The sequence below is a fragment of the Fictibacillus macauensis ZFHKF-1 genome (assembly GCF_000269865.1).
GTDB lineage: Bacteria > Bacillota > Bacilli > Bacillales > Fictibacillaceae > Fictibacillus_C > Fictibacillus_C macauensis.
Genome location: NZ_AKKV01000020.1, coordinates 208,829 through 226,559, shown reverse-complemented (window position 1 = coordinate 226,559; position 17,731 = coordinate 208,829). Strand labels below are relative to the sequence as shown.

Below are 17,731 nucleotides of genomic sequence, written 5' to 3'. Positions count from 1 at the left end.
GCCTGGCGCTTTTAGGCGCTCGGCTTCTTCTTTTGTGTAATCGCTGGTGTTAACGAATACGGAGAAAGATCAAGATCGGGTGTTTCATCAAGCGCCAGTCGTGCCAGTTGTTCACCAATATAAGGCCCCATCGTAAGGCCAGATGCACCTAAACCGTTCCCAGCAAGCAAGCCCTCAATGCCGTCTACGTTTCCGAACATGGGTAAAAAGCCTGGCATAAATGGTCGAAAGCCTGTGCGACTTTCGATAAAGGTCGCTTGTTCTAATCCAGGAGCAATGGTTAAAGCTTTTGTAAACACTTCATGTAAGCCGCCCACAGTGGTCGCTGTATTGTGTAGGGAAACGTCATTTTCATGTGTGGCTCCCGCTACGAGACGACCGTTTGCAAAAGCAAGCAAATATTGATCCCCTGGGGGCATAATGACTGGCCATTGGTCGGTTGCTTCATCCGTATGAAAATGAGCAATTTGCGCTTTTTGATACGTGACATCAAGGTCTAATCCTAGTGGGGTGAAAAGAGAGCGAGACCACGCACCAGCACATACGATTACAGTCTCTGCTTCTAACGTCGTATGATCTACGGTTACCCCGCGTACGCGCTCGTTTTCAACGATTAAATGAGCTTCACCTTGAATAAAAGTAGCGCCATTTTTTTGAGCAGCTCTCAACAAAGACTGCTGCAGTGCGCGCCCATCTACGCGCGCTGCACCACTCACAAAAACGGCTGGAAGCTCACTCGCTAGCAGTGGAAATTTTACTTGCGCTTCTTGTCCACTTAAGCGGGTAACCTCCCCGATGAGGGGCGCTTCTTCGCGGCGATGGGTTGCCCGTTCGGCGGCAAGATCAGCTTTATTTTCTAGAGGCGATAAATGCAAGGCCCCCACTTGTTCATAACCGGTATCATGCTCGCCGTCCTTTTGTAGCTGGTTCATGAGCGAAGGATAAAAAGCCGCTCCATTGCGAGCAAGCGTATACCATGCTTTGTTACGACGTTGCGACAGCCACGGACAAATAATACCAGCAGCAGCCGCTGTTGCTCCGCCAGGCTTTGTGGCATCAATCACCGTAACGTCTGCTCCTTTTTTGACAAGCTGATAAGCGGTGGAAGCCCCGAGAATCCCTGCACCAATAACAATTACTTTTTTCATAAACGAACCGTCCTTTATTGTATACTTCTATCCCTTAGTATACATGAATTCCTCGCTGTAGAGAAAACAGGTCACTTTATGTATAATAGAATGGAGAAAACGTAGTCGGAAAGAGAGTGAACCATTCATGGGACGTAAGTGGAACAATATTAAAGAGAAAAAAGCTTCAAAAGATGCGAACACGAGTCGCGTCTATGCAAAATTTGGTCGCGAAATTTATGTAGCGGCGAAGCAAGGAGAGCCTGATCCTGAATCAAATCAAGCGTTAAAAGTCGTATTGGAACGTGCTAAAACGTATAGCGTACCAAAACATATTATTGATCGTGCAATCGAGAAAGCAAAAGGCGGTTCAGACGAAACGTACGACGAGCTGCGTTATGAAGGGTTTGGACCAAGTGGTGCGATGATTATTGTTGATGCCTTAACGAATAATGTCAATCGGACGGCGGCAGATGTACGTGCTGCCTTCACAAAAAATGGCGGCAACATGGGCGTTTCAGGCTCGGTTGCGTATATGTTTGATTCGGTAGCTGTATTTGGAATCGAAGGGCGTTCAGAAGATGACGTACTAGAGTTATTAATGGAAGCAGAAGTTGACGTAAAAGACGTACAAGCGGAAGATGAGCAAGTCATTGTTTATGCGGAGCCTGATCAATACCACGCGGTTCAAGAAGCATTTAAACAAGCAGGCATTACGGAATTTACCATAGCGGAGCTAACGATGCTTGCCCAAAATGACGTGCAGTTAGATGCCGATGCGATGGGTACGTTTGAAAAATTAATCGATGCCATTGAAGATGTAGAAGATGTACAGCAAGTGTATCACAATGTAGATATGGGTGAATAAACAAGAGGGTGTCAATGGACACCCTCTTTCTCTATTTATAGCGCTGGATTATTTCGATTCATTGTAGGTTCTTTTGAAGTACGATGCGATATAAGCGGCAGTACCCAGCGGTCTAAGCCGATTCGACTTGCATTAATTCCTGCTGTTAATAGAAACAGAGAGAGAAGGACCATTTGTGGGTTGACACTCGTTGTTCCCGAAAAGAGGTAACTAAAGTTCATCGTTAACGCCATCACAACAGAAAACGATGTGAATAGTCCAAGAATTAAGGCTATCCCAACGAGGAATTCTCCCCACGCAACAAGGAAATTAAAAATAGGAACATGAGGGATAATAACGTTTTCAAGCACTGATCCCCACCATGGTTGAACAGCTGGATGATCACCGGCTGTTTGCTTGAGTGCTCCTTGCAAAAAACCTGTAGCATCAAATGGCCCATTGGCGATTTTTTTCCAGCCAGCCATTAGCCATTGATAACCAATATACAAGCGTATAACTGTGAGTAGGACTGAAGCAACCGAATTTGTTCTTAAGAATTGACGTAACATTGCACTTTCCTCCTAAATTTAGTGATAACGATTATCATTATCGAATAAAAATAGGACTTTATCAATATGCCAAAAGGTGTGTATATAAAAGTATTTTTCATAGGTCGATTGCTTCACATCGTGACAAAGAATGCTAGAAATGTTTGGCGAGGGGATTGTAGACCTGTTATGATAGAGGAAGACTGAGTAGAAATAAGGGGATATTATGGTTACAATCAACGAACAACTCTATCACTATATGCTTCAACATCTCACATGTATTACGGATGAGTGGCTAGCGAAACGAAGACAGGTGGCAGGCTCTATTTATTCGAGTGATGCTCATGTTGATACGGAAGCTTTGTTACGAAAACAAAATCAGATGACAAATGAAACCATTGCAACGCTTTTAATAGAAGATTATGCTATTTTTAAAGAAAAAAAAGACCAGTGGGCCATTGAAGTAGCCCAAAGTCGCATGAATAGCGGCACACCGATTTATGAAGTTTTATATGCTCTTCAAGACGCGCGTGAAGTATTTTGGACATACATAGAGAAGTTTAGTAAAAAAGAACATCAAAAGGTAACGATTGAGCATGTGCTTGAATGGGGACGACTTATTCATAAGGGATTTGATGATCTGTGTGGGGCATTTGCGCAACATTACTATTATATTGTGAAGCAACGGTTAAATGATCAACAACAATTGATTCATGAACTAAGTGCACCGATTATTCCAATCTCGGAAACACGGGCAATTCTTCCATTGATTGGAGATATCGATACCGTTCGTGCGAAAATGATCGTGGAAAACATACCGCATGACTGTATGGAGCTTGGCGTCACCCAGTTATTTATTGATTTATCGGGGGTAGCGATTATTGATACAATGGTCGCTCAACAGCTTTTTCAATTAACGAGTGTCCTTACGTTACTCGGAATTTCTGCTGTCATTACGGGGATTCGTCCTGAAATTGCACAAACATCGGTTCACCTTGGTCTTGATTTTTCGATCGTATCTACGTATAGTACGCTAAAACGAGCGCTCACTGATTTGTAAGAAAGCGCTTAGCGTTTTCTTTTTTTCGTAGCAACAAGTTTCGTTGCGGGTTGCTTTTTAATCCAAGCGAGATAGGCGGCCATCCGTTCATCCTTACGTAACGCTTCAAGTGTGAACAAGGAGTGCTGCAGTTCTTTATTGCTATAAAGCGCATGAATTTGTTTATGGCAAGGAATACATAAATGGGCGGTGTCTAAATGGGCACCGCCCATTTCTTTAGGAATTAAATGATGTACGGTCGTTTGCACAGGTTCACGCAAGCACAATTCACAGCGCTTTTGCATAGGTTACACGTCCTTTCTCTTGTTGGATGTTTATCTATAGAATCTTATCTATAGAATCGCCCAAATGCTAGAAAAACATGCTCTTTTTATTTCTAGTGAATAAACTCTCTCATTTGTGAATAGAGATTAGTAGAGAAGAAACGATACCTCTACAGACAAGGGGAGAGTCTATGAAACCTACTAAGAAGAGTAAAGGGATTCTTACGTTAATTCGTATCGGTTGGTTAGCCGGTTTGCTTTTTTTTGTTGCGATTGTCGTATCAACGGGTGAATTTAAATTTTCTGTTTCCTCTTCACTCGTCAAAAAATGGTTTCAAGATTTTTCAACAGAAGCCATGATTTACAGTATGGGGATGGAAAATCCATATTACACTCAGGTGTTGCCAAAAGAAAGTAAGCCGCCTTCGCTGTCTTCCGTTATGCTACAATTAGCTACCAATTTGCGGACAGGCGATCCACGAAGCTTGCTTGGAACAGAGCTACCGGGCTTCGCCATTTATGATTCTGAAATTTACATTGCCGGAAAAGGGACCAATTATTCCACCTTGCCGATTGATGAAACTTTACCTTTACAAGAAGTGTTAAAACCTAATGAACCAAAAGACCCAGCCAACAATGAACAAGAAGAAAGTAAACCACCGGCAGCTATTAAAACGAAAGGACGCGTTGTTTATATTTATCATTCGCATAGCTTTGAATCCTTTCGTCCTTTGCTGAAAGACGGGAAGTTTACGAGTAGTAATGAGAAAACGAATATTATTGCAGTTGGAGATTATTTAAAAAAAAGTCTAGAAGCGAATGGAATTGGTGTGGAGCATGACGCTTCAAACATTGCAGAAAAGCTTTCCAAACGCGGCTGGTCCACTACAAAATCCTATGCGATGTCACGAGAAGATGTAACAACCGCTATGAAAAACAATGCTTCGCTATCTTACTTAATAGACATGCATCGTGATTCACAGCCACGAACATTAACGACGACTTCGATTCAAAATAAAGAGTACGCTCGTCTCTTTTTCATCGTTGGTCGTGAAAACCCAGATTATGAAAAAAATCTTCAACTTGCTCAAGAGCTGCATAAACGCTTAAATAAAAAATACCCGCATATTAGTCGCGGTGTGCTTATAAAAAATCGCACTCAAGGAAATGGCGTATACAATCAAGACTTATCAGAAAAGGCAATGCTCGTAGAAATGGGCGGAATTGATAATGATGCCGCTGAATTGCACCGCACAGCCGATGCCTTTGCAGAAGTCTTTAGTGGTTATTTTTGGCAAGCAGATAAAGTAAATGGAGAAGTGAAATAGCTAGGAAGGAAGGTGATTGCGGAATCACCTTCCTATCCGGTTTTGCTGTTATCGTCTTTTTTGGATGGAAATGGATTGCTAGCTAGCAGCGGGTTTAGTGCCGGCTGTTTTCTTGCTTTTTTCATACATTACGTATTTTCTAACAGTGGCACATTTTTTATTTGAGAACATATGAATCACTGCGGATTTATTTATAAATAGACGCAACGGATATTCGTTTCCCTTTGCTTGTTAGGCAGTGCGTTTTTTACACACCGTCGTTTTAAGTAAACAAGGATCGAGGCTTCATAAATGTGATAGGATAGCAGAAGGTACTTATTTTTTTTAGGAGAGAGAAAGGCGGGATCCCATGAAAGCAATCTTGGTGGAAACGGCTGAACAACGAGAAGCGGTCTTTGCGATCAGAGAAGCAGTCTTTGTAAAAGAGCAAGGCGTTGCAGCGGATTTAGAGTTTGATGAGTATGAAGAGGTCGCTGAGCACTGGCTCATTACACAAAACGATCAGCCGGTAGGCTGTGGTCGTTTACGTATTGTGAATAATCAAGGTAAATTAGAACGCATTTGTGTACAAAAAGAGGCACGTGGCCAGCATGTTGGTCAGTTTATTGTACGTACATTAGAGCGTTCTGCTCAAGAAAAAGGAGTAGAAAGTGCTTATTTACATGGTCAAACACAAGCGGAAGGATTTTATCATTCGCTTGGTTATGAAACATGCTCAGCTGTTTTTTTAGAAGATGCGATTCCGCATGTGATCATGAAAAAAAAGTTCGTTTAAGTAGTACATAGATACTGATGATTGATCATCCGTATCTATGATGGAAGAGGACTGCAAGGAATAGAGCTTTTGTCAAAGCAAATGCAGAAATAAGATTTTGTTGAAACAGACCAAGTACACTTTTGGTCTGTTTGCTGTTGAAAAAAATTATCGTTTATATAAAACTTTTCTACTTAATATATTCAGAAAATTTTACAAAAGAAAATAAAAACAGTTTGCATCCCGTATAATAAGGAAAACAACGAAGGGAGGAACAGCACGCATGAAGCCGCTAACCATTATATACATGCTCATTATGGGTCCATTAGCTGGTATTTTCGTTGTATGCTCTTATTTATCTTATAGTACAGCTCGCTATCTTGCGATTGATTTTCGGTATAAAGACTATTTGTTTTTTTCCTCACAACCGTATTCGCGTTCTCATTTATCATTTTTTGACTATGTTCTCTATGCGTTTAAAACATCGTATTATCCAGCCGTGGCCTGTCTTTGTTTCCTACTCGTTCTTTTGTTAGGTTACGGTGTTTATCGTCATCTACGGCAGCCTAAAGTCAGTTTTTAACTACAAGCCCTATCGACACGTCGATAGGGTTATTCTTCTGTTATTAATTCCTCATAACAGATCTAGAGAACGAACAAAGCGCTATCCTTTTATACGAGGGCTACGAAGTGTCCTACTACTTGGCATAGCGGTCTTTCGCCTACCACTGTCTCTTCAATTGAGTCTCCAGTATACAATGATTTCGCTGCTAAACGGCGTGAAGAACGCGAAAAACTAGAAAAAAATGTATTTATCGCTAAAGGATTATGCAGTGAAATGTCAAATGTCATGTATGAGGGAAAAATCATTGAGAAGGTGAGGTTCTAATGATGGCAACTCTTCACGGATGGCTTGAACGAAATGCACGTAAATATGTGAACAAGGAAGCACTCGTAACCGATCATGTGCGTGTTTCCTATGAAGAATGGAATCAAACATGCAATCAACTCGCCCATCTTTTGCTAACGTATGGTGTGAGTTATGGCGATCATGTGGGAATCATTGCAGATACGAATGAACATTTTGTTTACGCCTATTTTTCGCTATTAAAAATTGGAGCGGTTGCTGTGCCGATTTCTTGCCACTTAACTACGGAGGAAACAATCTCTCTTCTCGATCAGTTTGATGTTCGCTTTTTATTGTGTGAAGATAGAGTTTATACCTCACTGCAACGTTCTAGTGTTACGTTGCCTGCGACATTCTATTCTATTGAAGATTTGTTATTGCGGGCCCATGTATTTTCAGATGAAAATTTGGAGCTTACGATTTCTAATCAAACGACATGCGCCATAATGGTTACCGAAGATAAAAGTGAATGCCTAAACGGAGTAGTCGTAACACATGAGCAAGTGATGGCGGTTGCCACTAGCTTTGCCTATGAATTTCAGGTTACGTCTGCTGATTCTGTCCTCTCCACGATGCCGCTCTCTCATAGCACCTCCTTGCATTGTTTTTTCTTAGCCGGTTTGTATGCTGGGAGCTCACATCATCTTCATCCTTTTTCACCAGCACGTTTTGTACAGGTCATTCAGGAGGAACAGCCAACGATCACTTACGCAGATCTTAGGTGTTATTCTGAAATGGCCCATCATTACGACGCTGACGCTTTACCGGATCGCTTTCCATCTATTAATATTTTTGCTTATGGTGGAGGAAGGATGACAACGTCCACTTATGAAAAAATAAGGCGCCTATTTCCAGTAGAAAGGCTTTATCACGTATATGGTGTAACGGAAATGGGTGCCAATGGGACGATTTTGCGACCGTATGAACATGCTGAGAAGATGGGAAGTATCGGGAGAGAAGCCGTTATTTCTATGGAAATGACTGTAGTGAATGATGAAGGAAAAGAAACACGAGCTCATGAGTACGGTGAACTTATGTTACGAGGCGATAGTATGAGTACGTATTATAAAGAGATATTCCCATTTTCGTTTGAAAAGCCATGGTTTGCAACCGGAGAAATTGGCTATCGAGACGAAGATGATTATGTTTTTATCGTCGATCGTAAAAAAAACGTGATTACGCTGAATGGAATGGATGTGTACCCACGAGAAATTGAAGAAGTCCTTGCCGCGCATCCTCATATTGTTGCCGCTTCCGTCGTTAGTATTTCTCATAATGAAAAGGACAACAAGCTAAAAGCTGTGCTTGTTACAAAAGAAGGGATCACGGTCACACAACAAGCGATGCAGACATATGTTTCCACCTATTTAGCGCCCCATCAACAGCCTAGCATCTTCCGCTTTGTCGCTGCTTTACCGAGAAATGAGAATGGGGAAGTGTTAAAGGCGTTTGTAAAAGAGCTGTAAGTGATTGCGTCACAAAAAAAGGAATGGTCACAGCAATGGCGAAGAAAGGGATAGAGTCAAAGAAGGAGGCGTATGTACTTATGAGTCAAGAAGTGGCGACATTTATAAAAGATTTAAAGCCAGAATGGAAAGTAGAGCTGTGTCAGAAGTTACGACAAGTTGTCTTTGAAAGCATTCCAGAGGCACAAGAACGCATTCAATATAAAAAGCCTCACTTTTTAAAAAATGGTCAGTATGCGGCGGTCATTTCTCCCTCCAAAGATGCTATTGCTTTTATGATTATGAACGCCAAAGAGCTTGACGTTCCAAAAGAATTCGAAGGACCGGCGGAACGTAAATGGTTAAAAATCCGAGAAGGTGACAAGCCAGATTACGACATGCTTGCTCAACTTCTACGACAAGCAAGTCACAATTTGTAGCACCATCTATTCAGAAGTGTTCGCCTAACGCCAGGCAATGCTTCTTTTTTCTTGATTCACTAGAACTTTCATTACCTTACAAATATTGCTACACTAAGTAGGAATCTATAAATGAGGTGGATGAATGAAGAAGGCATTACTACTAACAAGTGTATCATTACTATCATTAACGAGTTGTTCGGATTCCTCTAAAGACTTATCAAACGTAAAAAATGTTGTAGAACAACGACTGCATACCGAAGATCAAATGATGGAAATTGACGGGCAGAGTATTTATTTTAAAAAAATCGGGCAAAAGAAACCGCCATTGCTCATGATTCATGGGTACGGTGGTTCATCAGATGGGTTTCAGAAAATTTACCCAGGTCTTTCGCAATCTTTTACGATTATCGCGGTTGATGTTTTAGGATTTGGGCGTTCGTCTAAGCCGCTGAATTTTTATTACTCTTTTCCGAATCAAGCCAATTTGTATTATAAATTAATGCGCAAGCTTGGCTACAAACAATTTACTTTATTAGGTCATTCAATGGGCGGAGAAATTGCTTTAAATGCTACCTATTTGTATCCACATGCGATTAAAAAGCTTATTTTAACCGATGCAACAGGGGCAGAATCACTAACGAAAGGAGCAAGTAGTCCAAAGCCGCAATTGGATAGTTCGCTCGCTTCTGTCGGTCGGCCGACACCTTATAAAGAAGAGGCGGTGAAAAATAACAGAAAGGATGAGGCGCATTTAAAAGAGTTACACCAACAGTGGCCAAGACGGTTACGCATTGCAGCGGCTGAAATGAAGACACCAACGCTCATTATATGGGGACGAAAAGATAAAAGCGTGCCTTACCAAGATGGCGAAACGTTTCATGAATTGCTACCGAATAGTACGCTGCGTATTATAGAGAATGGCGAACATGCTCCGTTTCGTCAAGAACCCGAAGAATATTTAGATCAAGTGCAACAATTTTTAAAACTGCCTAAGAAGGAGCGTTCATAATGAAGTGTCGGATTCTACATACAAATGATATTCATAGTAACTTTCAGGCATTTGCGCAAGCAGCGACCGTCATTAAAGAACATCGTAAAGGTGACACTCTCCTTCTCGACGGTGGGGATTTTGCAGACTTTAGAAGCATTGAATTGCAAGGAACAGATGGGTGTGCCGCTGTTGAATTGTTAGATGCTCTAGGCTATGACGCGCTTACGATTGGTAACAATGAATGCTTCGGAAAACTAGATCGTTTACAAAAGATGGCGAATGCAGGAAAGGTTACGTTTTTAAGTAATAATATACACAATTTAGATCATACACCGGTTACAGGGGTCTTGCCAGCGACAATAAGAACAATTAATGGGATTCGTTTTTTACTTACAGGGTCATCGCCCGATCAAGGCCCGTTTAATGAGGGTCTCGGAATTACGATTACCTGTTACAAGGAAGCGCTTAAAAAGGTACTCGCCACGTATCGTGAGTTGTATGATGTCTGTATCGTTTTAAATCATATTGGGACGCAGGCAGATCATGAACTTGCGCGTGAGATTGAAGGCATCGATCTTATCCTCAGTGCCCATGATCACCAATTATATGAGACACCACGTATGGAAAATGGCGTGATGATTCATAGCGCTGGTGCTTTTGGTCAACATGTCGGCCTAATCGACATAGAGGTAACTACTAGCGGTGTCGTTTTGCTTCATAGTGCTACGATCTCAACCGCAACGGCTAAAAAGGATGAACAGATTCTCGCGGTGTTAGCGGCAAATAAGAAGAAAGCAATCACTCGCCTTCAGAAGCCGCTCAGTCAACTAGCGCAGCCACTCTGGCATGATATGATGGAAGAAAATCCGATGACGAATCTACTAGCTGATGGCTTGCGAGATTTATTGAACTGTGAGTTTAGCATCATAGGTAGCGGATTAGTAAATGGCGGCTGTTTTGATACCATAACGATGAAGAAACTAATAGAAATTTGCCCGTCTCCGCTAAATCCAACGCGTGTAACCATTCAAGGAAAACAGTTAAAAGAAGCACTAGCAGCGACACTTGAGCCTACGAAATGTTTACAAGAAGCACGTGCACCGGGCTTTCGCGGTATTTACGCAGGGCGGTTGCATATATCAGGTGGTTGTGTTCGTCATAATGGAACAGAACTCCTTTCCTTTACAATCGGAGGAGAGGAAGTGAAAGACGAGCAGTGGTATGAGGTGGCAACATCAGATCATACCGAGCGTTGTCCGGTCTATACAATGCTCCATCACTACAAAAATCCTACATATTGTGCAGAAGAACTAAAAGACGTATTGCGTATGTATGCAACACAAGAGAAGTGGGTTAAAAAGGCCTATGAGCATCGCTTTGTTTTAAGTGAACAGGAAGTGGTTGCTTCCTCCTAATAGAAAGCGAGACCTAGAGAAATAATCTCCAAGGTCTCGCTTTTTTTAGCGTGCTTTTACATTAACAGGGGATGCGCCCCTGTCTGTACGAATCACAAAGTGAAGCTGGATGACATCTTTTTCCTTTGTATAAGTGACGGTTACTACGTTACTTGGCTTACTAAGTTCTTTTCTCAGAAGTACAGTCGACGTCACCAAGATTTCGATCTGTAAGTGCTTTTGCCTTCAACTCGTTTCTCCTCACATAAAATATAGTGAACAAAAGCCATCAGTAAGTACGTGTGAATTTGGACAGTAGAAATCGTGTCACATGATAAGAAATCGTCATAGTAATAATAACAGCAGTTGTTACTGCTAAAGGGAAGGGGAGAGCGGATGATTGTTTATCATGTGATGTCTTTTTCTATGTATGATAAAATGCGAACGTCAGGAATGTGTACAGGCAATGCCTCATACGTTTATGAACCATATAAAGTGCATTATGAGTGGATGATGAAGCAGTTGCAACTGAATCATCCATCCTATGATGGTGTCACACCACCTATCTGGGTATGGCAACGACAACCGTCACGCAATGAGTTGTTTTTAAAGCCACCAGGTAAGAAATCGGTTATCTTAAAGTTAGAAATTCCTGAAGAACACATCTTATTTTCTTGTTTTGATGCGTGGCATTTTCCTTTAAGTGATGAACCTGTGCTTTTGACACAAGAAGAATATGAAGACTATACTACCAACGAATGGTCCACAGAACAAATTCAAGCAACGTGGCCAAGAATCTTTGATCTTGAAAAGATGACGGATCCTAGTAGAGAGCGTCAATTTCCTAGCGATTGGATTCAAGGGGTCACACCATTTATTACAATGGATATGGTAAAAAAAGTATATCGGTTTATTCCCAAGCAATATCCACGGTATATGAAAAAGAAATAAAGGGTCAAAAGGGCGTTTATTTAATAGACGTTCTTTTGTTTACATAATCTGATTACGTACAACTAAACAAGGGGTTTATACATAGTTTGTTTGATTTGACTCTATACCCTAGGTAGTATAATATACGTAATAAATAGCAATCCTTTTGTTATGTAGTTCACACACATGAGATGTATACGATGTATGAAGGGGAGGATGTCAAAGATGGAATATAATCAACAAACAAAAAACCGTTTACGCCGTATTGAAGGACAAATAAAAGGTGTACTAAGTATGATTGAACAAGATAAGGATTGTAAAGAAGTGGTCATGCAATTGTCTGCTGCTCGAAGTGCTATTGATCGTGTAATGGGTGTCATCGTAAGTGCTAATTTGGAACATTGTGTGCGTGAAAGCATGGCAAATGGGGAAGATACCGAAAAATTAGTGCAAGAAGCAGTCAACTTATTAGTGAAAAGCCGGTAAAAAAATTCCTCACCCAAACAAAAGGGTTGACGGATTTTTTTATTTAACTTATTATACCCTTACCGGTATATGTATCTATTTTTTTAAAATAAAATATACCCCACTGGGTATTAGGAGGGTGAATATGACTACACAAAAATCAACGAATATCATTTTATTTAGCGGAGACTACGATAAGGCAATGGCCGCTTACATTATTGCCAACGGAGCAGCGGCGTATGATCATAAAGTAACGATTTTTCATACGTTTTGGGGGTTAAATGCACTGAGAAAAGACGAACACGTAGCAGTGAAAAAAGGATTCTTAGAGAAAATGTTCAGTAAAATGATGCCTCGCGGTGCTGATCAAATGACATTATCAAAAATGAACATGGCAGGTATGGGTCCTAAAATGATTAAAAAAGTGATGAAGAAACATAATGCGCTAAGTTTGCCACAATTGATTGAAATGGCTCAAGATCAAGAGATTCATCTCGTAGCATGTACGATGACAATGGATTTGCTTGGTTTAAAAAAAGAAGAGCTATTGGACACAGTTGAATTGGCCGGTGTTGCTGCATACCTTGCCGGTGCCGAAGAAGGGAACGTGAATTTATTTATTTGATGAAAGGAGGTGAAGAGGATGATCCCCAATACAATCGTAACGCTCGTAGTAATTGGTGCGCTATTCCTATTTTTATATTTTCGCTTTTTTTCAAGTAAAGGAATTTCTCAGATTTCGACGAGGCAACTTCAATCGATAGTAGAAAGCTCATCTAACCATCAATACATTGATGTTCGTAGTGTAAGTGAATATCAACGAGGACATATTCGGGAGTTTAAAAATCTACCACTTGATACTTTAACAACAAAAATGGCCACCCTTGCTAAAAATCAGCCAATATACGTTCTATGTCAAAGTGGCATGCGCAGTATGAAGGCAAGTCAGCAATTAAAAAAATCCGGTTTCACAACCATTGTGAATGTTAAAGGTGGCATGAATAAGTGGAGAGGATCAACACAATGAGTTGGTATGAAATGAATTCTCCTTTATTTAGTAAGTGATGAAGGGAAGACAAGAAGAGACGCTAAACGCGACTTTGGAGGATGTAGTTAGTTAGCATTTCATGCAAAGATACAGCGAGCCATTGACTCATTTTTTTACAAATCAATATACCCGCCCGGGTATAAAGGAGGAACGATGTATGAAAGCAGATAGTGTAGTAGATGCCAAAGGATTGGCATGTCCGATGCCGATTGTTAAAACAAAAAAGAAAATGAAGGAGGTAGATGAAGGACATATTTTAGAAATTTTAGCTACAGATAAAGGTTCAACCGCTGATTTAAAAGCATGGGCGAAGAGCACAGGTCATGAGTATTTAGGTTTAGAGTCACAAGGGGAAGTTCTTCACCATTTTTTACGAAAAGGTGGTGCGTCTTCTGAACAAAAAGGGCAGCAGATTCCGGTACAACCATTAGAACAGTTTCAACATATGGTGCTAACAAATGCGTTAGACGGCCTTATTCTCGATGTACGAGAAGAGGATGAATATAAAGCGGGACACATTCCAGGCGCCCTTCACATTGCGCTTGATAAGATTGAAAGTCGGGCAGTCGAGCTATCAAAGACTCAACCAATCTATCTTATTTGTCACTCGGGAAGAAGAAGTGAAGTAGCAGGTCAGCAATTGAAGGATCAAGGGTTTACGAAATTATGGAATGTGGTTCCGGGAATGATGCATTATGCCGGTGTCATAGAGAAAAAAGGAGAATAAGTAACGTCCAACGCATCGCAGTAAATAAGAGGGAACTGGACTACATCTGAACCGTAGAATTTTTGAATACGTGAAGTATCTAAAGGAAATAAATGCAATGTGCTTGCTATTGAAAACACCGTGGACTATAGATCATAGCGGACTTACGAAAAAGAATTGGTTTAAAGGAACGAAGCGGTGTATTTCTTGATTGGTAAAGATGTCCATGTTGGTATTGATATAACGAACGAAAGGAATTGAAAAAATGACTGTAAAAGCGCTGGCTTCAGGAGAAGTAACGAAAAAAATACTACATCAAGAAAACGTCTTTGTGCTAGATGTTAGAAACGAACGTGATTTTAAGGATTGGAAAATAGAAGGAGCAAGCATAACCCATCATAATGTTCCTTATTTTGAATTACTTGATGGTGTGGAGGACCTCTTGCCTATTTTGCCAAATGATCAGGAAGTACTTGTTGTATGTGCGAAAGAGGGCTCATCTGTCATGGTAGCTGATATGTTGAGTGAGGCAGGGCGTGATGTTGCTTATTTAAAAGGAGGCATGAAAGCTTGGAGTGAACATTTAGAGCCCGTTAAAATTGGCAATGTGACGGGTGGAGGTGAACTTTATCAATTTGTTCGCATGGGCAAAGGATGTTTATCGTACATGTTACTATCTCAAGGCGAAGCCGCTCTATTTGATGCGACGCGCATAATTGATGTGTATATAGACTTTGCTCAACAAAAAAAGGCAACGATTACGCATGTATTTGATACACATTTACATGCTGATCATATTTCAGGCGGTAGAGCGATTGCTGAGAAAGTAAATGCTACGTATCATTTACCGCCAAAGGATGCAACAGATGTACTCTTTAACTACGAACCATTAGTAGAAGGACAAACGTATACTATTGGTTCAACTACGATTGCAATTCAGCCATTATATTCACCGGGTCATACGCTTGGATCCACTTCTTTTATCATTGAAAACACCTATTTGTTATCAGGTGATATTTTATTTATTGACTCCATTGGCCGTCCGGATTTAGCGGGAAAGGCTGAGGACTGGGTCGGTGATTTGCGAGAGACATTATATGAGCGATATAAAGCGTTAGCACCCTCCCTCATTGTTTTGCCAGCTCATTTTATGATTATGGAAGAAATGAACGAAGATGGTTCCATTCAAAAGCCACTTGGCCAATTATTTAAAGAGAATCACGGACTACAAGTGGAGAATGAATTGACTTTCAGACAAATGGTTACTAACCATTTACCTCCTCAACCAAATGCCTATCAAGACATTCGGGAAACAAATATGGGAAAACAGCAACCTGACGAAGAACAACAACGAACGATGGAAATTGGTCCAAACCGTTGTGCAGTTCGCTAAAAAACGATAACGAGACGAAAAGGAGACATTTGAAAATGAAAGCAGATCTTGTGTTAAATGCAAAAGGACTAGCATGTCCAATGCCGATTGTCAAAACGAAGAAAGCCATTCATACACTTGAACCAGGTCAAGTATTAGAAGTACAAGCAACAGATCAGGGTGCTAAAAATGATCTAACTGCGTGGTGTAAATCGACAGGAAACGAATTAGTTGATTTTACGAACCAAGGTGATGTGCTTGTATTTTGGATTAAAAAAAGCTAAGGACAAAGGGGTATCTTTAAGGGATACCCTTTTCTAATAAATAGAGGGGAGGGAGGGGAATTTCATGGTTATTTTATTGACTCTTTTTATACTAGGTTTTATGGGGTCCTTTTTATCTGGAATGGTTGGAATTGGGGGCTCCGTTATTAGTTATCCTATGCTTTTATATATTCCACCATTATTAGGCGTGGGTGCTCTTACGGCGCACGAAGTAACGGGAGCGGGAGCGGTTCAGGTGCTCTTTGCAACTTTTGGTGGGATGCTAGCCTATCGAAAGAGCGGCTATTTACACAAATCACTAATTGGGTATATGGGATCTTCTATCGTAGTCGGAAGTTTACTTGGTAGTTATAGCTCAAATCAATTTTCAGAGCAAACTCTTACGTTGGTTTATGGCATTCTAGCTCTTATTGCTGTTATGCTCATGTTTACACCAAAAAGAGAGGCGCTAGAAAGTGGAAAGGTCACATTTCACAGGGGTGGGGCTATATTCTTTTCATTTGTGATTGGTTTGGTAGCTGGTGTACTAGGTGCTGGTGGCGCATTTATTCTTGTACCTGTTATGCTCGCTGTATTAAAAATCCCTACAAAAACGACGATTGCAACTTCTTTAGCAATTACTTTTCTTTCATCAATCGGTTCTACTATTGGAAAATTGGTAACGCATCAAGTACCATATATACCGGCGATTGTATTAATGATTGTTAGTCTAATTGCGTCGCCAATTGGAGCTAAAGTAGGCCAACGTTTACAAGCAAAGTGGTTACAGAGGATGTTGGCAACTTTTATAATAATAACGGCTATTAAAATTTGGTGGAGTTTAGTTTGAGGAAGAAAATCGAATGCAGAGGGAAGAGAAGCGCGTTTTCATATCACCTGAATTGAATAAGAAAAAGACGTCCGAATGAATCGGACGTCTCTGCGTAATGCGGCGAGAGACAGCACTCCACATTTGTGCTTTGCCTAAAAGGCGCGTCAATCTCGTCTTATGCATCTAAGCTCATCGCATCCTTACTATACCATGATGCGTTCTATTGGGCAAGCAGATTTTTAATAACAGTCCCAATTGTATAGCACGTTTGTAAAATTAAGTGCTTGCAGGTCGGAGGCGCTTATAAAAAAATTACCAACGCCCATATCGCCCCAGCATATGCCATCAATTGAATCCATCTGAAAGAGCAGGACATCATACGATCCTTCTGGCAAATACGTGCGAGGATCTTCTTGCGTAAAAAAAGCATAACCGCCTATTTTATGGCCGTCATTACCTAGGACGTCCATCATATCCTCTTCTTCGTCATCATTCATTTCTGGTATCAGAGACTGAAAACGATAATCGCCATTAGAGATTGCTTCTTCTTCTACATGAGCAAGAAGGCAATATTCCTTATAAAGAGGGGAGCTATAATCCTCATGTGTCTCATGTATCGTTTGTATGTAAGAAAAATCAGTCACCCGTTTGGAGTCATCCTCAATTATTTCAGGATGATACAGTACACGGAAATTAGCTTGATTGGTAGGTTCTTCGAAGTCTATTCCATAGACTTCATCTGTCATGGATATATAAAATTGCAACATTCCTTGTTGTGGAAAAGGAGTAAGCGGTGGCAATTCGCTAAAGTTAAGTTGTGCAAGTAAATGGAGCGGGTTTCCGCTTGCATCAAGTGGATGGTCTATATTAAGCGGAAGGTAAGGATCTCCTCCGAATTTACTACTGTAAATGGAAGGTTTCTTCTCAGTTACCGTTAAAGAAATATAAGGAACAATTGTTTTTTCAAATGCTGTACGATAGGTTTCAAGCGATGGCGGAATTTCTAACATAAACGTTCACTCCTTTCGT

21 protein-coding genes are annotated in these 17,731 nt (G+C 40.8%); 17 read left to right on the top strand and 4 right to left on the bottom strand.

All coding sequences use genetic code 11. From position 1 onward, the window contains the following. Positions 1 to 11: 11 nt before the first annotated feature. Entirely contained in the window at positions 12 to 1,148 is a 1,137-nt protein-coding gene (locus A374_RS04115) for an NAD(P)/FAD-dependent oxidoreductase (RefSeq protein WP_007200926.1), read from the bottom strand. A 127-nt stretch (positions 1,149 to 1,275) separates the two neighbouring features. Here A374_RS04115 and A374_RS04110 point away from each other — a divergent pair, with 127 nt between their 5' ends. Further along, a complete protein-coding gene (locus tag A374_RS04110; RefSeq protein ID WP_007200925.1) occupies positions 1,276 to 1,995 on the top strand; it encodes a YebC/PmpR family DNA-binding transcriptional regulator in 720 nt (239 codons plus the stop codon). Between the two features lie 35 nt (positions 1,996 to 2,030). On the opposite strand, the gene A374_RS04105 is transcribed toward A374_RS04110, so the two are convergent. After that, entirely contained in the window at positions 2,031 to 2,543 is a 513-nt protein-coding gene (locus tag A374_RS04105; RefSeq protein ID WP_007200924.1) for a DoxX family protein, read from the bottom strand. A 205-nt stretch (positions 2,544 to 2,748) separates the two neighbouring features. On the opposite strand from A374_RS04105, the gene A374_RS04100 reads away from it, so the two are divergent. Beyond that, positions 2,749 to 3,582: an STAS domain-containing protein gene (locus A374_RS04100; protein WP_007200923.1), complete on the top strand. Its 834-nt coding sequence runs from the start codon at positions 2,749 to 2,751 to the stop codon at positions 3,580 to 3,582. 8 nt (positions 3,583 to 3,590) lie between these two features. Here the strand turns inward: A374_RS04100 and A374_RS04095 are convergent, their stop codons facing one another. Then, positions 3,591 to 3,866 carry an HNH endonuclease gene (locus A374_RS04095; protein WP_007200922.1) on the bottom strand — a complete coding sequence of 92 codons (276 nt, stop codon included), beginning with the start codon at positions 3,864 to 3,866 and terminating at the stop codon, positions 3,591 to 3,593. A 170-nt stretch (positions 3,867 to 4,036) separates the two neighbouring features. Here A374_RS04095 and A374_RS04090 point away from each other — a divergent pair, with 170 nt between their 5' ends. The 15 genes from A374_RS04090 (at position 4,037) to A374_RS04020 (ending at position 16,720) form a co-directional block, all read left to right on the top strand. After that, complete coding sequence (locus A374_RS04090) at positions 4,037 to 5,173, top strand: stage II sporulation protein P (protein ID WP_007200921.1); 1,137 nt, start codon at positions 4,037 to 4,039, stop codon at positions 5,171 to 5,173. Positions 5,174 to 5,522: 349 nt separating this feature from the next. Further along, positions 5,523 to 5,948, top strand: coding sequence for a GNAT family N-acetyltransferase (locus A374_RS04085; RefSeq protein WP_007200920.1), 426 nt, complete (start codon positions 5,523 to 5,525; stop codon positions 5,946 to 5,948). 262 nt (positions 5,949 to 6,210) lie between these two features. Next, a complete protein-coding gene (locus A374_RS04080) occupies positions 6,211 to 6,510 on the top strand; it encodes a hypothetical protein (protein ID WP_007200919.1) in 300 nt (99 codons plus the stop codon). A gap of 305 nt (positions 6,511 to 6,815) precedes the next feature. Continuing rightward, positions 6,816 to 8,300, top strand: a complete 1,485-nt coding sequence (locus A374_RS04075; RefSeq protein WP_007200918.1) for a class I adenylate-forming enzyme family protein — start codon at positions 6,816 to 6,818, stop codon at positions 8,298 to 8,300. An 80-nt stretch (positions 8,301 to 8,380) separates the two neighbouring features. Next, complete coding sequence (locus tag A374_RS04070; protein ID WP_007200917.1) at positions 8,381 to 8,719, top strand: DUF1801 domain-containing protein; 339 nt, start codon at positions 8,381 to 8,383, stop codon at positions 8,717 to 8,719. A 124-nt stretch (positions 8,720 to 8,843) separates the two neighbouring features. Then, positions 8,844 to 9,710: an alpha/beta fold hydrolase gene (locus A374_RS04065; protein WP_007200916.1), complete on the top strand. Its 867-nt coding sequence runs from the start codon at positions 8,844 to 8,846 to the stop codon at positions 9,708 to 9,710. Next, entirely contained in the window at positions 9,710 to 11,107 is a 1,398-nt protein-coding gene (locus A374_RS04060; protein WP_007200915.1) for a bifunctional metallophosphatase/5'-nucleotidase, read from the top strand. The genes A374_RS04065 and A374_RS04060 overlap by 1 nt, the downstream gene beginning before the upstream one ends. A 375-nt stretch (positions 11,108 to 11,482) precedes the next feature. Beyond that, positions 11,483 to 12,037 (top strand): DUF3841 domain-containing protein, encoded by a 555-nt coding sequence (locus tag A374_RS04055; protein ID WP_007200914.1) that lies wholly within the window; start codon positions 11,483 to 11,485, stop codon positions 12,035 to 12,037. 204 nt (positions 12,038 to 12,241) lie between these two features. After that, on the top strand, positions 12,242 to 12,502 hold the full coding sequence (locus A374_RS04050; protein ID WP_007200913.1) for a metal-sensitive transcriptional regulator: 261 nt from the start codon (positions 12,242 to 12,244) through the stop codon (positions 12,500 to 12,502). 124 nt (positions 12,503 to 12,626) lie between these two features. Next, positions 12,627 to 13,106, top strand: coding sequence for a DsrE/DsrF/DrsH-like family protein (locus A374_RS04045; RefSeq protein WP_007200912.1), 480 nt, complete (start codon positions 12,627 to 12,629; stop codon positions 13,104 to 13,106). An 18-nt stretch (positions 13,107 to 13,124) separates the two neighbouring features. Continuing rightward, positions 13,125 to 13,508 carry a rhodanese-like domain-containing protein gene (locus tag A374_RS04040; protein WP_007200911.1) on the top strand — a complete coding sequence of 128 codons (384 nt, stop codon included), beginning with the start codon at positions 13,125 to 13,127 and terminating at the stop codon, positions 13,506 to 13,508. Positions 13,509 to 13,686: 178 nt separating this feature from the next. Then, positions 13,687 to 14,256: a sulfurtransferase TusA family protein gene (locus A374_RS04035; protein ID WP_007200910.1), complete on the top strand. Its 570-nt coding sequence runs from the start codon at positions 13,687 to 13,689 to the stop codon at positions 14,254 to 14,256. A gap of 244 nt (positions 14,257 to 14,500) precedes the next feature. After that, positions 14,501 to 15,628, top strand: a complete 1,128-nt coding sequence (locus A374_RS04030) for an MBL fold metallo-hydrolase (protein WP_007200909.1) — start codon at positions 14,501 to 14,503, stop codon at positions 15,626 to 15,628. Positions 15,629 to 15,663: 35 nt separating this feature from the next. Continuing rightward, positions 15,664 to 15,891 carry a sulfurtransferase TusA family protein gene (locus tag A374_RS04025; RefSeq protein WP_007200908.1) on the top strand — a complete coding sequence of 76 codons (228 nt, stop codon included), beginning with the start codon at positions 15,664 to 15,666 and terminating at the stop codon, positions 15,889 to 15,891. A gap of 64 nt (positions 15,892 to 15,955) precedes the next feature. Beyond that, complete coding sequence (locus tag A374_RS04020; RefSeq protein WP_007200907.1) at positions 15,956 to 16,720, top strand: sulfite exporter TauE/SafE family protein; 765 nt, start codon at positions 15,956 to 15,958, stop codon at positions 16,718 to 16,720. A 221-nt stretch (positions 16,721 to 16,941) separates the two neighbouring features. Here the strand turns inward: A374_RS04020 and A374_RS04015 are convergent, their stop codons facing one another. Continuing rightward, a complete protein-coding gene (locus A374_RS04015; protein WP_007200906.1) occupies positions 16,942 to 17,712 on the bottom strand; it encodes a YwqG family protein in 771 nt (256 codons plus the stop codon). Positions 17,713 to 17,731 lie beyond the last annotated feature (19 nt).